Origin of the sequence: Halopseudomonas maritima (assembly GCF_021545785.1) — a bacterium.
Classification (GTDB): domain Bacteria; phylum Pseudomonadota; class Gammaproteobacteria; order Pseudomonadales; family Pseudomonadaceae; genus Halopseudomonas; species Halopseudomonas maritima.
Window position 1 is genome coordinate 666382 of sequence record NZ_CP079801.1, and the last position, 13512, is coordinate 679893.

The window sequence follows — 13512 nt, forward strand, 5'->3', positions numbered from 1 at the left end:
CATGGCCTTTGTTTGATTTTTGATGGTGAAAACCGCGAAACGGAATCAGGAACGCTGACGCGCACGGTGCTGTTTAATGGCAGCGCCAATGGCGGCAACGACATCGGGGTCCACACTGGCAGAAGCAGCGCTGGGCTTTTTGCGCACGGGCTTGGGTGCCGGCTGCGCCTCGGGAAAATACCGTGACAGGATGACAGACATCAGGCTGGTACAGCAGACCAGCAAAACCAGGAAGGAGAACACCGCCCCCATCCCTAGGAGCATCAGCTCGACCCCCTCAAGAACCAGATTGCTCGATTCCATTTTCTCTCCCCGCAGCTCTGGGCATGGTTGTATCCATGCAGCTTTATTAGTAGTTGACGCTCAGTGGGGGGTTCACACAGTGCCCGTATGCGGACGGACCTCCCACACGAAAAAACGGCCTAATGTATCCTGATGTGACATTTTAGGCAATCAAGGCGACACCCAACCGCTGAGCAAAAGGGCGTATCAAAGCAGGAATAGCGTCGCGAGCCCAAGGAAGATAAAAAAGCCGCCACTGTCTGTAATAGCGGTGATCAGTACGCTGGCACCCAGGGCCGGGTCGCCACCCAGCCGCAGACGGATCAAGGGTATGAATACCCCCATACAGGCCGCTAGCAGCATATTGAGCGTCATGGCCGACAGCAACACGATAGCCAGCGGGATGCTGTCATACAGCAGGTAGGCGATGGCCGCCAACACCAGCCCCCAAAACAGACCATTGATGAGCGCCACGCCCACCTCTTTGCGTAGCAGGCGTTTGCCATGAGCCACCTGGACCTGCCCCGTCGCAATACCGCGCACAATCATGGTGATGGTCTGGTTACCGGAGTTGCCACCAATGCCGGCGACGATAGGCATCAGCGCTGCCAGGGCGACCAACTGCTCGATGGCTGTTTCAAACAGACCAATGACCCGCGAGGCTACCAGCGCGGTGCACAGATTGACCGCCAACCAGGCCCAACGGTTACGCACCGACTTCCATACCGAGGCAAAGATGTCCTCTTCCTCGCGCAGACCGGCGGCGTTAAGCACCTCCGCCTCGCTCTCCTCGCGAATGTAGTCAACCATCGCATCAATCGTCAGGCGGCCGCACAAACGACCAAGATTGTCGACCACCGGCGCCGACACCAAATCGTAGCGCTCAAAGGCCTGGGCGGCGTCGCCGGCGTCATCGGCCGGATCGAACACCACAGGGTCATCCGCCATGACGTCGCCAACCAGCGCGTCCGGCGCACTGACCAACAGCTTCTTGACTGACAATACGCCTTTCAGCAGGCCACCGGTGTCCACCACAAAGAGCTTGTCGGTATGGTCCGGCAGGGCATCAAAGCGTCGCAGGTAGCGACTGACCACTTCCATGCTGACGTCATCACGGATGGTCAGCATGTCAAAATCCATCAAGGCGCCAACTTGGTCATCGTCGTAGGACAGCGCGGATTTCAGCCGATCACGCTGCTGCGCATCCAGGCTATCCATCAGCTCGCGCACCACGTCACGCGGCAGGTCGGGCGCCAGATCCGCCAACTCATCGGCATCCAGCGTATTGGCAGCCGCGATGATCTCGTGGCTATCCATGTCGGCGATCAGGGTTTCACGGACCGCATCCGACACTTCCAGCAGAATCTCGCCGTCACGCTCGGTCTTGACCAACTGCCAGACCGCCAAGCGCTCTTCCAGCGGCAAGGACTCCAGGACGTAGGCAACGTCAGCCGGATGCAGCTCATCAAGCTTGCGCTGCAGCTCGACCAGATTTTGCTGGTGCACCAGGTGCTCCACCAATGCCTGATGCTGCCCTTCCTGCTTGTGCACCAGATCTTCCACCAGACGGTGTCGACCCAGCAGCTCCTGCACCTGCTCCAGGCGATCCTGCAGGCTTTCTGGCGACTTTCTGTTGAGTTCCGACATGGCGACACTTCCCGACCGCCCAAGGTGGGCTTTGACCAATCGACACCCGCCAGCGCGGGCAGACCACAGCGACATGCCAATCAGCCTATCAGGCTTTATCCGGCAACTCAGCCGCACTTTCGTGAAGACGAAAAAAAACCCACTGAGTTCAGTGGGTTCTTTATATGGCGCACTCGGGAGGATTCGAACCTCCGACCGCTCGGTTCGTAGCCGAGTACTCTATCCAGCTGAGCTACGAGTGCGTTGTGGGGGCGAATTATACGCACTTTTTTAGCCTTGTCATCAGGCTTTGTATCGTAAAGACGAAAAAAAACCCACTGAAATCAGTGGGTTCTTTATATGGCGCACTCGGGAGGATTCGAACCTCCGACCGCTCGGTTCGTAGCCGAGTACTCTATCCAGCTGAGCTACGAGTGCGTGTGGGGGCGAATTATAGGCTTTTTTACCGCCTCGTCAAATGTTTTTTCTTTTAAATTCAAAAGCTAACATCTAACAAAACCTACAACTCTAAAAATGGCGGAGAGGGCGGGATTCGAACCCGCGATACCCTTTTGAGGTATACTCCCTTAGCAGGGGAGCGCCTTCGGCCTCTCGGCCACCTCTCCGAACACGCGGGGAATATTACCCGCGCGATTTTATTATTGCAACGAAAAACTCAATAAAATTAGCTATTTGGTTCTTCGTCTTTCTCTTTCTGGATGCGCTGGTAGATTTCTTCGCGGTGAACCGCGACTTCTTTCGGCGCGTTCACACCGATACGCACCTGGTTACCTTTGACGCCCAGGACAGTCACGGTTACTTCATCACCTACCATCAGGGTTTCACCAACCCGTCGAGTGAGTATCAGCATTCCATTTCTCCTTGCTAATGATCAGGACACAGCTCTGCAAAAAACCGGCTAATAGCCTGACGCGACCCTAGTCGACGCAGGCGGACACGGCAGCCAGAAACCGCGCCCTTGTAACTGACCAGCCGAGGCTGGTCAGCCGGGACCGACAACGCCGTTAAGCGTCCTCGGCAGCCGGAGCATCCAGCCCGAAGGCGGTATGCAGCGCACGCACTGCCAGCTCCAGATACTTCTCATCGATGACCACCGACACCTTGATTTCAGAGGTGGAGATCATCTGAATATTGATACCTTCATCGGCCAGCGCCTCGAACATGCTGCTGGCCACGCCCGCATGCGAGCGCATGCCTACACCTACGATAGACACCTTGGCGATTTTGTCATCAGCCGCCACTTCACGTGCGCCAATATCGCTGGCTATCTGCTTGAGAATAGACTCTGCCTTGCGAAATTCGTTGCGATGCACGGTAAAGGTGAAGTCGGTCGTATTATCCATCGACACGTTCTGTACGATCATGTCGACTTCGATGTTTGCAGCACTGACCGGCCCCAGAATCTTGAAGGCCACACCGGGGGTGTCCGGCACGCCACGGATAGTCAGTTTGGCTTCATCACGGTTGAACGCGATACCGGAGATGACGGGTTGTTCCATTGATACGTTGTCCTCGAGGGTAATAAGGGTGCCCGGGCCTTCTTTGAAGCTGTGCAGCACGCGCAGCGGTACGGCATATTTGCCAGCAAACTCCACCGAACGAATCTGCAGCACCTTGGAACCCAGGCTGGCCATCTCCAGCATCTCTTCAAAGGTGATGCGGTCGAGCCGGCGAGCCCGCTCAACCACGCGCGGGTCGGTGGTATAGACGCCATCGACATCAGTATAAATCTGGCACTCGTCAGCTTTCAGCGCCGCGGCCAACGCTACGCCGGTGGTGTCTGAACCACCACGACCAAGCGTTGTAATAGCGCCATTCTCGTCGGCGCCCTGGAACCCCGCGACAATGACAACCCGACCAGCTGCCAGCTCGCCGCGCATGCGCTCGTCATCAATCTGTTGAATGCGCGCCTTGCCGTGAGCACTGTCGGTCAGAATACGCACCTGCGGCCCCGTCATGGAGACAGCCTCTACGCCAATTGCCTTCAGCGCCATAGCCAGCAGACCGATGGTGACCTGCTCGCCAGTGGAGACAATCACATCCATCTCACGCGGGTCGGGGTCGGCCTGAATCTGTTTGGCCAGATCAATCAGTCGGTTGGTTTCCCCGCTCATGGCGGAGACCACCACGACCAGGTCATCACCCCGCTCCCTGAAGCCCTTGATTTTCTCGGCGACTTGCTGGATTCGTTCCACGCTGCCAACCGAGGTACCACCAAACTTCTGGACAATAAGCGCCATTTTGCTACGTCAATCCTCACCCAGCGGTCGGCCTTCCGACCCGTCTAAAAGCACTCGTTCGAGCGCCTCCCCTACTGCTGCGCAACCCACTCGGTCGCTGCGCTCAACGCCTGGTCCAGCGCCGCGACATCGGTGCCGCCGCCCTGTGCCATATCGGGACGCCCGCCGCCCTTGCCGCCAACGGCCTGGGCGGTGGTGCGAATCCAGTCACCAGCCTTGAGCGGCCCGGCCAGGTCCTTGGTGACACCAGCCACCAGCACCACTTTACCTTCGTGCTCGCCACCCAGCAGGATAGCGGCTGATCCCAATTTGTTCTTCAGCTGGTCAACCAGCGCCATCAAACCCTTGCCGTCCTGACCATCAACACGCTGCACCAGTACCGTACGCCCACCCAGCTGCTGCGCAGCCGCGGCCAGGTCAGAGCCGGCAGCACTCGCGGCCTTGGCCTTGAGCTGTTCGACTTCTTTTTCCAGCTGGCGACTACGCTCAACCAGCGCGGTCAGCTTGTCCAGCACGGTGTCGCGACTGCCTTTGACTACCTGCGCCGCGTCACGCAGACGCTCTTCTGTCTCGGCCACCCAGGCCAGCGCACCCGCGCCGGTGACCGCCTCAATACGACGTACACCCGAGGCGATGCCGCTCTCGGCGGTAATTTTGAACAGGCCAATGTCGCCGGTACGCGATACATGGGTACCGCCACACAATTCAACGGAGAAGCCGTCACCCATGGTCAGTACGCGCACTTCATCGCCGTACTTCTCACCAAACAGGGCCATGGCGCCCTTGGCCTTGGCTGTCTCGATGTCGGTAAGCTCAACGCCAACAGCGGAGTTTTGGCGCACCTGCTCGTTGACCATATCTTCCAGCAGACGCAGCTGCTCGGGCTTGATGGCCTCGTAATGACTGAAGTCAAAGCGTAGACGCTGGCTGTCAACCAGTGAGCCTTTCTGCTGCACGTGATCGCCCAGCACCTCGCGCAAGGCGGCGTGTAACAGGTGCGTGGCAGAGTGGTTCAGCGCGGTAGCCTGACGCACCCCGGCATCGACCTCAGCCTGCACCTGCTCACCCACACGCAGGCTGCCCTGCTGAACAGCAACGTGGTGCAGATGCGCGTTGCCGGCCTTGGTGGTGTCGGACACCTCAGCCTGTACGCCATCAGCACGCAGGAAACCGGTATCACCAGCCTGACCACCGGATTCGGCATAAAACGCCGTCTGATCCAGCACAGCCACGCCCTTCTCGCCTTCGTTCAACGCCTGGACCGGCTCACCATCGCGGAACAGCGCAACAACGCTGCCCTGCCCTTCGGTGCCATCGTAGCCCTGGAAGCGGGTCTCGATGTCGACCTTGACCAGCGCGTTGTAATCCAGACCAAACTGACTGGCAGAACGGGCGCGCTCGCGCTGGGCTTCCATCGCCGCCTCAAAGCCGGCCTCATCAATGGTCAGCTCACGCTCACGGGCAATGTCACCGGTCAGATCCACCGGGAAGCCATAGGTGTCATAGAGCTTGAACACAACATCGCCGGGAATCTCACTACCCTTCAGCTCGGCCAGATCCTGCTCCAGAATGCGCAGGCCCTGATCCAGCGTCTTGGCAAACTGCTCTTCCTCGGTCTTCAGCACGCGCTCGATATGCGCCTGCTGGGTTTTCAGCTCGGGGAAGGCGTCGCCCATCTCGGCCGCCAGCGCTGCGACGATCTTGTGGAAGAACACGCCCTTGGCGCCCAGCTTGTTGCCGTGACGGCAAGCGCGGCGAATGATGCGGCGCAGCACGTAGCCCCGACCTTCATTGGACGGCAGCACACCGTCAGCAATCAGGAAGCTGCAGGAACGAATGTGGTCAGCGACCACTTTCAGCGACGCTGCATTGTCCTGCGCGCAGCCGATGGCTTCGGCGGCAGCGGACAGCAGGTTCTGGAACAGGTCGATCTCGTAGTTGGCATGCACGTGCTGCATAACCGCGCTGATGCGCTCCAGCCCCATGCCGGTGTCGACACTCGGCGCCGGCAGCGGGTGCATTTCACCGTCAGCGGTGCGGTTGAACTGCATGAAGACGTTGTTCCAGATTTCGATATAGCGGTCACCGTCCTCTTCGGGCGAGCCCGGCGGGCCACCCCAGATATCGGCGCCGTGGTCGAAGAAAATCTCGGTACAAGGACCACACGGGCCGGTGTCCCCCATGGCCCAGAAGTTGTCAGACGCGTATGGCGCGCCCTTGTTGTCGCCGATACGCACCATGCGCTCAGCCGGTACACCCACTTCCTTGATCCAGATGTCGTAGGCCTCGTCATCGCTGGCGTAGACGGTGACCCAGAGTTTCTCCTGCGGCAGGTTCAACCACTTGTCCGAGGTCAGAAACTCCCACGCGTAATGAATGGCATCGCGTTTGAAGTAATCACCAAAGCTGAAGTTGCCCAGCATCTCGAAGAAGGTGTGATGGCGCGCCGTGTACCCGACGTTCTCCAGATCATTGTGCTTGCCGCCGGCGCGCACGCACTTCTGGCTGCTGGTGGCGCGGGTATAAGCGCGCTTTTCCAGGCCCAGGAAGCAGTCCTTGAACTGGTTCATGCCGGCGTTGGTGAACAGCAATGTCGGGTCGTTGGCCGGAATCAGCGAGCTGGAGGCAACGCGGGTGTGCCCCTTTTCTTCAAAGAAACGGAGGAAAGATTCACGGATGTCTGCGCTTTTCATAATTCCCTTACCAGAGACGGGTCGGCCAGCTGAACGTCGGGAGCATGTCGCGGTCTGCGCCGCGTGGAGAGGCTGCTCCAGATGGAGCATCCAGACTGGCAAAGAGCCGCATTATATAAGCATCAGAGCGGCAGATGCATTAGGGTCTGTTAACGTTTCGTTCGCCCGCCTGCCGGAGGCCATTTTTCGGCCAGGCAAGGCGAAGGGAGTGCAGTGTGGTTATTCCACACAAGCGACCGACAACGAAGCATGGCCGAAAAATGGCCCCGGCCCTCTGGGTTGCGCCTGTAAAGCCGCCACTCAGCGTCGCTCGTCGTTTATTTGGAATAACCACAAAAACGTCTGGAACGTCTTTGCGCGCCAGCCCCGAAGGGGTGAAGCACAGGGATGTGCTGAACAAACTACTCTCCTCGCTCCTTGATTGGCGGCTTTGCAGGCGCAACAGGCGGGCGAACGAAACGTTAACAGACCCTACCTCCACGGTTGATATTCACTATGCCTTCTATAGATTCCGACCACTGAAGAGTCCGCGAGGTTCACTGCGCCATCGCCAGGGCTGGCAAGACCAACGCGTCCGACCAGCAGAGCAAACCGACCGAGCAAGCCCGGCGACCCTCAGGCGTTCAGCGCGACCGCCCTAACCAGAGTGCCAGCGCGCAGCTTGAGGCGCTCTGCGGACTCGGCACCCACCACCAGGGTGCCGGCAGCCACGCGCGCCGGGGCGGCAATCATGCGGCAGTTATCACGCCCGCGATTGGAAATGAGATAAGGCTCGGCTTCATCGCCCGGCGTACCGATGGCCAGCAGCAGGGTGCGGCTGTCGCGGATAGCGCGAATCTGTCCACGCTGGGCCTCCAGGGTGGCGCCGCCGTCAAAGATGTCGATGTAGCCCTGATAGCGCATGCCCTCTTCTTCAAGCACCAGGCGGCCCGCTTCAGAGTCCGGGTGCACCTGCCCGATGGCATCACGCGCTGCCTGGCTGAGAAAGCAGGCGTACAGCGGAAACTTGGGCATCATCTCGGCAATAAACGCCTTGTTACCCAAGCCTGTCAGGTAGTCAGCGTAGGCAAAGTCCATGCGGAAGAAATGCTGCCCCAGGCTGTCCCAGAAAGGTGAGCGATCATTCTCGCCAGCGCGGCCGCGCATCTCCACAACCACCCGCTCGGAGAAGTCCTGCGGCGCGTCTGCCATAAACATGAACCGCGCCTTCGATAGCAGTCGCGGCGAGTCGCCCGAGCGAAATTCAGGTGCGAGGAAGTAGGAACACAACGCCGTAGCGCCGGTTAGGTCATTGACCAGAAACAACGTCGGATGCTGCCGGTACACGCCCAGCTCATCACTGGCCGCCACAGTCAGCCCCATCCGGTAGCTGTACCAGGGCTCGCGCAAGCCGGCTGCTCCCAGCATCCCACTGGAGCCGACAATACGACCGTCCATTGCCTCCAGCACCAGCAGGTAGTCGGCGTCCGCCTGGGGCACCTGCCCGGCGAAGCTCTGTTCGATCAGTTGCAAGCGCTCACGCAGACGCTCCTCGCTGGCCGGCAGTGTGGTCAGCCCGGCACCGGCACTTTGCGCCAGCGCCAGCAACGCTTCAAGATCCCCCAGATTGGCGGCCCGTACCAGCATCTCAGTCTCCCCTAATCAGGCGCAGGCTATCACCCTCGGCGACACGCAAGGCCTGGGCGGTGGCCACATCCAGCTGCAGCGGCTGCCCCGGCTGCCAGTCGAAGCGCAAGGCACAGGCACGAAAATCACACACCTTGGTGTTGGCGACCAGCCACAGGCTGTCGCCGGCCTGCGGCTGACCTACCACCACCTGCGCCAGCTGACTGTGGCGCACACTGGTCAGCATGGCGGTACGTGCATTGACCACTGGCCCGCCGTCAAAGATATCGACGTAGTTGTCGGTCTCAAACCCTTCATCCATCAGGATGTCGAACACATCCTGCACACTGGGATTGACCTGCCCGACCACTTCCTGAGCTTCGTCAGACAACATGGGCACGTAGATCGGATAACCCGGCATCAGCTCAGCCAGAAAGCCGCGCCCGCGCTCGCTGCCGATGCGCTCGGCCTCGGCGTAGCTGACAGCGAAGAAGTGACGACCAACCGCATCCCAGAAGGGCGCATTACCCTGGTCGTCACTGATACCGACCACCTCCACCGAGGTGGACTCGGCAAAGCGCTGGGGGTGACTGGCCATAAACAGCAGACGACCGCGGGCATTGAGCTGCAGCAGTTCAGGGCAGTGATAACCCTCACTCAGGTGATAACCCACCAGCAAACTATGACCGGTCAGGTCGTGGCAGAGCGAGAGCACATGGATACGGTTGTGCAGCCCCAGCTCACGCGAGGCATGCACAAACATTTCGTTGCGAAAGGTATAGAACGGAGAGCGAAAACCGGAGGCGGCGATAATTCCGCTACAGCCAACCAGCGTGCCTGTAGCGGTGTCTTCCAGAACAAAAAAATAACGCTCCTCACCACTGAAGGTCACTTCCTCAGCCATGGAGGCTTCCGATGCCGCCAGGATGTCGGCCAGCCGCTCACGACTGGCCGGCAGCGCGGTAACCCCAACCGGGCTCGCCGCCGCCAGGCGCTCAATCTGTGGCAGGTCCGCCGTCCTGCCCAAACGCAGCATCAGCATCCAGTTCTCTCCCAGGGCCTAGGCGGCCAGTCGCTGCAACGCAGCGCGCAGGCGCGCCAGGCCTTCGGCCATATCGGCTTCATCAATGATCAGGCTCGGCGCCAAACGCACCACATCCGGCCCCGCCTGCAGCACCAGAACACCCTCTTCCTGCGCGAGCATCTGCACGTCTTTGGCCTTACCGCGCCAGGCGTCACTCATCACCGCCCCCAGCAACAGGCCGCTGCCGCGTACGCCGGAGAAGACGCCAAACTCCGCGCCCATGGCTTCCAGCTCAGCACGCAAGCGCTCATGCCGTTGCTGCACGCCGTCCAGCACGGCCGGCGTATTGACGATATCCAGCACCCGCTCGGCAACCGCGCAGGCCAGCGGGTTACCGCCGTAGGTGCTGCCGTGGGTGCCCACGGCAAAATGCTCGGCAATCGCCGTGGTCGTCAGCATCGCGGAAACCGGGAAGCCGCCACCCAGGCTCTTGGCGCTGGTCAGGATGTCGGGCACCACACCGCTATGCATATAAGCAAACAGCTTGCCAGTGCGCCCCATACCACTTTGCACCTCATCAAACACCAGCAGAGCCTGATGCTTGTCGCAGAGTGCGCGCACGGCCTGCAGGTAGTCGTTGCTGGCCGGAATCACCCCGCCCTCCCCCTGCACCGGCTCCAGTACCACCGCGCAGGTTGCATCGGACATGGCCGCTTCCAGCGCGGCCAGGTCCTGATAGGGCACATGGCTGATGCCGCCCATGGCTGGGCCGAAACCCTCGGAATACTTGGGCTGACCGCCGACACTGACGGTAAACAGCGAGCGACCGTGGAAGCTGTTGGTGCACGCGATAATCTGGTGCTTGGCCGCACCACCGGTGTTATGCCCCCAGCGACGCGCCAGTTTAAAGGCGGCCTCGTTGGCCTCGGCACCGGAGTTAGCGAAAAACACCCGCTCGGCGAAGGTGGCCTGCACCAGCTTGTCGGCCAAGCGCAGCGCCGGCTCGTTAGTCATGATATTGGAGACGTGCCACAGCTTGCCGGCCTGCTCGGTCAGCGCCTCAACCAGCGCCGGGTGCGCATGCCCCAGCGCATTCACCGCGATGCCGCCGGCCAGGTCAACGTATTCTCGGCCTTTCTGATCCCACAGACGCGAGCCCGCGCCGCGAACCGGAACCATATTCACCGGTGCGTAGTTGGGGACCATTACCCGATCAAAATCGGACCGACCGACCATTGCTGACACTGTCATCTCCTTACTTTCAATAGGCACACCAACACGATGTGCGTTCATGGCTGTCCGCGCTGGCGAACAACCCCAATTCAGGTACTGCTCTCAGCCACCTGCTGCGCCCGCCGCTGATTGCGGTCTTCACGCGGCGTGACGCCAAAACAATTGCGATAGGCACTGGAAAAGTGCGGACCGGATGAAAAACCGCAGGACAGGCCTATCTGAATAATCGACTTACTGGTCTGCAGTAGCATCTGGCGCGCCCGATTGAGTCGTAACTCCAGGTAATACTGCGACGGCACGCTGTTGAGGTACTGCTTGAAAATGCGCTCCAGCTGCCGCCGTGACACGCAGACATGCCGAGCAATTTCATCCGTGGTCAGCGGCTCCTCAATATTGGACTCCATCAGGATGACCGCCTGGGTCAACTTGGGATGGCTACTGCCAAGGCGGTTACGCAGCGGCATGCGCTGACGCTCACTGCCATCGCGGGTGCGCTCGATTACCAGGTCTTCGGCCACCAGCGCCGCCAGGTCCTGCCCTTGCTCCTGCGCCAACACGCTGAGTAGCAAGTCAGTACTGGCCAGACCGCCACTGCTGCTGGCCAGGTTGGCGCTCTGTACAAATAGCTGAGTGACGGCTTCCACGTCCGGGAAGCGCTCGCGAAACTCGTCGAGCATGCGCCAGTGCACGGCACAACGCGCACCGTCGAGTACACCGCAGGCCGCCAGCACCGCGACGCCCGCCTCCAGGCCACCGACCAGCACGCCAGCTGCCACCCACTCGGCAAGCTGCGGTGCCAGCCAATCAGGCAACGAGTCAACCGCATGCAGATGCTCGGCCACCAACCAGAGCTGATTAAACCCGGCAGCGCAGCCCTGCAGCGGCGCTGGCTGTAATAGCAGGCCATCCGCCGCGCGCACCGACTGCTCTTCGAGCGTGCAGCATTCGATCTGGTAAAGGGGCTCCTCGGCCATGCGATTGGCCGACAGTAGGACTGACAGGGCCGGCATCAGGCTGCCGGGGTGGGCACCGGGCAGCAGCACAAAAACGACTCGCCGCAGCTCAGTCGCCATCTCTGTCCGCCCCGCAATGGTGATTGCCCACGCGCCTGTTCCTATCCGAGTCAGCAAAACCGCATTGTGCCATAAGGCAGGCAGCCTAGCACCGGAGAAAAGGCCGCTTTATGCAACAAAAAAGGGCGTCTCCCGCTGCGGGAGACGCCCTTCTATACACAGCCGCAAATGCGGCCGCGCGGATCAGCCGCGATAGGCTTCGAACAGGCCGGTTGCGCCCATGCCACCGCCAACACACATGGTGACGATGCCATAACGCTTGCCGCGACGCTGCAGCTCACGCACCAGGTGACCCACCTGACGAGAACCGGTCATGCCGAACGGGTGGCCGATGGAGATGGAGCCGCCGTTGACGTTGTACTTCTCGTTGTCGATCTTCAGGAAGTCACGAGCGTACAGGCACTGGGAAGCAAAGGCTTCGTTCAGCTCCCACAGGTCGATGTCGTCGACGGTCAGGCCACGGGACTTCAGCAGCTTCGGCACGGAGTAAACCGGACCAATGCCCATTTCATCAGGCTCGCAACCAGCAACAGTGAAGCCACGGAAGTAGGCCAGCGGCTTCAGGCCCAGCTCCAGCGCCTTGTCCAGGCTCATGACCAGGGTCATGGACGCGCCATCAGACAGCTGAGAGGCGTTACCGGCAGTCACGGAACCGTCTTCGGCAAACACCGGCTTCAGGCTGTTCAGGCCTTCGATGGTAGTGTCAGGGCGGTTGCAGTCATCGCCTGCAACAACGCCATCAACGATGGTGATTTCGCCAGTGGCCTTGTCCTGCACCTGATACTTGACGTTCATCGGTACGATTTCGTCGTCGAACAGGCCTTCGGCCTGAGCACGGGCAGTACGCTGCTGGCTCTGCAGTGCGTAGTTGTCCTGCTGCTCACGAGTAACGTTGTAGCGGCGCGCGACGATCTCGGCAGTCTGGCCCATCGGGTAGTAGATGCCCGGGAAGTCTTTTTCCAGGATCGGGTTGACGAAGTTGTCAGTGTTGCGGCTCTTGGCAGTCATGGTGATGGATTCAACACCACCGGCAACGATAGCGTCGGAGCAGCCGGAAGCAACCTGGTTGGCAGCGATCGCGATGGCCTGCAGACCGGAGGAGCAGTAACGGTTCAGGGTCATACCGGCTACGTCGATGCCCATTTTGGACAGCACGGCAACGTTACGACCGATGTTGTGACCCTGTGCGCCTTCGTTGGAGCCGGCACCGACGATGCAGTCGTCGATCATCTTGGGGTCAATGCCAGTGCGCTCAATCAGCGCGTTGACACAGTGGGCCGCCATGTCATCCGGACGGGTCATGTTGAACTTGCCGCGGAAGGACTTGGCCAGACCGGTGCGGACGCTGTCGACGATTACGACTTCACGCATTGCGATAACCTCATTGCTTGCCTAGGGGTTCAGACGGGCAACCCGTCATTAAAGGAAGCGCCGATCAATTCCACAAGCCCTCTGCACGCTTGAGCGCTCGCCCTACGGGGCGCTCAGGCTGGGCCGCACTCTGCGTTGTGATTTCTCGACAGGTCTAGACATGCCTTCGAAATCACGCCTTGATTGCAGCCCCGCCGAATGCGGCCCAGCCTGAACGCCAGAGGGCATGTGGAATTAATCAGTGCTTCCTTAAGGGTCGCCAAGCATACTGCCCCAAGGCCACAACAGGAAACACAATAGACACAACTGATAAAACGCCATAGTCGGCCGACAGACGGCTGCCG

At 60.2% G+C, this 13512-nt stretch carries 10 protein-coding genes and 3 tRNA genes; all 13 read right to left on the reverse strand.

The features are described 5' to 3' along the window. Positions 1-45: 45 nt before the first annotated feature. The gene (locus tag HV822_RS03035) at positions 46-303 is read right to left on the reverse strand and encodes an OadG family protein (protein WP_238872218.1); all 258 of its coding nucleotides are present in this window, start codon (positions 301-303) and stop codon (positions 46-48) included. A 186-nt stretch (positions 304-489) separates the two neighbouring features. Then, the gene (gene mgtE / locus HV822_RS03040) at positions 490-1929 is read right to left on the reverse strand and encodes a magnesium transporter (protein ID WP_238872220.1); all 1440 of its coding nucleotides are present in this window, start codon (positions 1927-1929) and stop codon (positions 490-492) included. Positions 1930-2094: 165 nt separating this feature from the next. After that, positions 2095-2171, reverse strand: a tRNA-Arg gene (locus HV822_RS03045). A 98-nt stretch (positions 2172-2269) separates the two neighbouring features. After that, positions 2270-2346 (reverse strand) — tRNA-Arg (locus HV822_RS03050). Positions 2347-2443: 97 nt separating this feature from the next. Then, positions 2444-2534, reverse strand: a tRNA-Ser gene (locus tag HV822_RS03055). 59 nt (positions 2535-2593) lie between these two features. Beyond that, positions 2594-2779, reverse strand: a complete 186-nt coding sequence (gene csrA / locus HV822_RS03060; RefSeq protein ID WP_022963267.1) for a carbon storage regulator CsrA — start codon at positions 2777-2779, stop codon at positions 2594-2596. A gap of 154 nt (positions 2780-2933) precedes the next feature. Further along, the gene (locus tag HV822_RS03065) at positions 2934-4169 is read right to left on the reverse strand and encodes an aspartate kinase (RefSeq protein WP_238872222.1); all 1236 of its coding nucleotides are present in this window, start codon (positions 4167-4169) and stop codon (positions 2934-2936) included. Positions 4170-4240: 71 nt separating this feature from the next. After that, a complete protein-coding gene (gene alaS, locus HV822_RS03070; RefSeq protein ID WP_238872223.1) occupies positions 4241-6862 on the reverse strand; it encodes an alanine--tRNA ligase in 2622 nt (873 codons plus the stop codon). Positions 6863-7477: 615 nt separating this feature from the next. After that, entirely contained in the window at positions 7478-8488 is a 1011-nt protein-coding gene (astA, locus tag HV822_RS03075; protein WP_238872225.1) for an arginine N-succinyltransferase, read from the reverse strand. A gap of 1 nt (position 8489) precedes the next feature. Continuing rightward, positions 8490-9509, reverse strand: a complete 1020-nt coding sequence (locus HV822_RS03080; RefSeq protein WP_238872227.1) for an arginine N-succinyltransferase — start codon at positions 9507-9509, stop codon at positions 8490-8492. A gap of 18 nt (positions 9510-9527) precedes the next feature. Beyond that, on the reverse strand, positions 9528-10727 hold the full coding sequence (locus tag HV822_RS03085) for an aspartate aminotransferase family protein (protein WP_396265137.1): 1200 nt from the start codon (positions 10725-10727) through the stop codon (positions 9528-9530). An 86-nt stretch (positions 10728-10813) separates the two neighbouring features. Beyond that, positions 10814-11797 carry a GlxA family transcriptional regulator gene (locus HV822_RS03090; RefSeq protein WP_238872228.1) on the reverse strand — a complete coding sequence of 328 codons (984 nt, stop codon included), beginning with the start codon at positions 11795-11797 and terminating at the stop codon, positions 10814-10816. Positions 11798-11980: 183 nt separating this feature from the next. Further along, on the reverse strand, positions 11981-13168 hold the full coding sequence (locus HV822_RS03095; RefSeq protein WP_238872230.1) for a thiolase family protein: 1188 nt from the start codon (positions 13166-13168) through the stop codon (positions 11981-11983). Positions 13169-13512: the final 344 nt, after the last annotated feature.

What these genes read in the sequence shown, in the direction of transcription:
- alaS (WP_238872223.1), bottom strand. Translation starts at nt 6,862, where the DNA reads ATGAAAAGCGCAGACATCCGTGAATCTTTCCTCCGTTTCTTTGAAGAA.
- HV822_RS03095 (WP_238872230.1), bottom strand. Translation starts at nt 13,168, where the DNA reads ATGCGTGAAGTCGTAATCGTCGACAGCGTCCGCACCGGTCTGGCCAAG.
- HV822_RS03080 (WP_238872227.1), bottom strand. Translation starts at nt 9,509, where the DNA reads ATGCTGATGCTGCGTTTGGGCAGGACGGCGGACCTGCCACAGATTGAG.
- HV822_RS03090 (WP_238872228.1), bottom strand. Translation starts at nt 11,797, where the DNA reads ATGGCGACTGAGCTGCGGCGAGTCGTTTTTGTGCTGCTGCCCGGTGCC.
- mgtE (WP_238872220.1), bottom strand. Translation starts at nt 1,929, where the DNA reads ATGTCGGAACTCAACAGAAAGTCGCCAGAAAGCCTGCAGGATCGCCTG.
- csrA (WP_022963267.1), bottom strand. Translation starts at nt 2,779, where the DNA reads ATGCTGATACTCACTCGACGGGTTGGTGAAACCCTGATGGTAGGTGAT.
- astA (WP_238872225.1), bottom strand. Translation starts at nt 8,488, where the DNA reads ATGCTGGTACGGGCCGCCAATCTGGGGGATCTTGAAGCGTTGCTGGCG.
- HV822_RS03035 (WP_238872218.1), bottom strand. Translation starts at nt 303, where the DNA reads ATGGAATCGAGCAATCTGGTTCTTGAGGGGGTCGAGCTGATGCTCCTA.
- HV822_RS03065 (WP_238872222.1), bottom strand. Translation starts at nt 4,169, where the DNA reads ATGGCGCTTATTGTCCAGAAGTTTGGTGGTACCTCGGTTGGCAGCGTG.
- HV822_RS03085 (WP_396265137.1), bottom strand. Translation starts at nt 10,727, where the DNA reads ATGGTCGGTCGGTCCGATTTTGATCGGGTAATGGTCCCCAACTACGCA.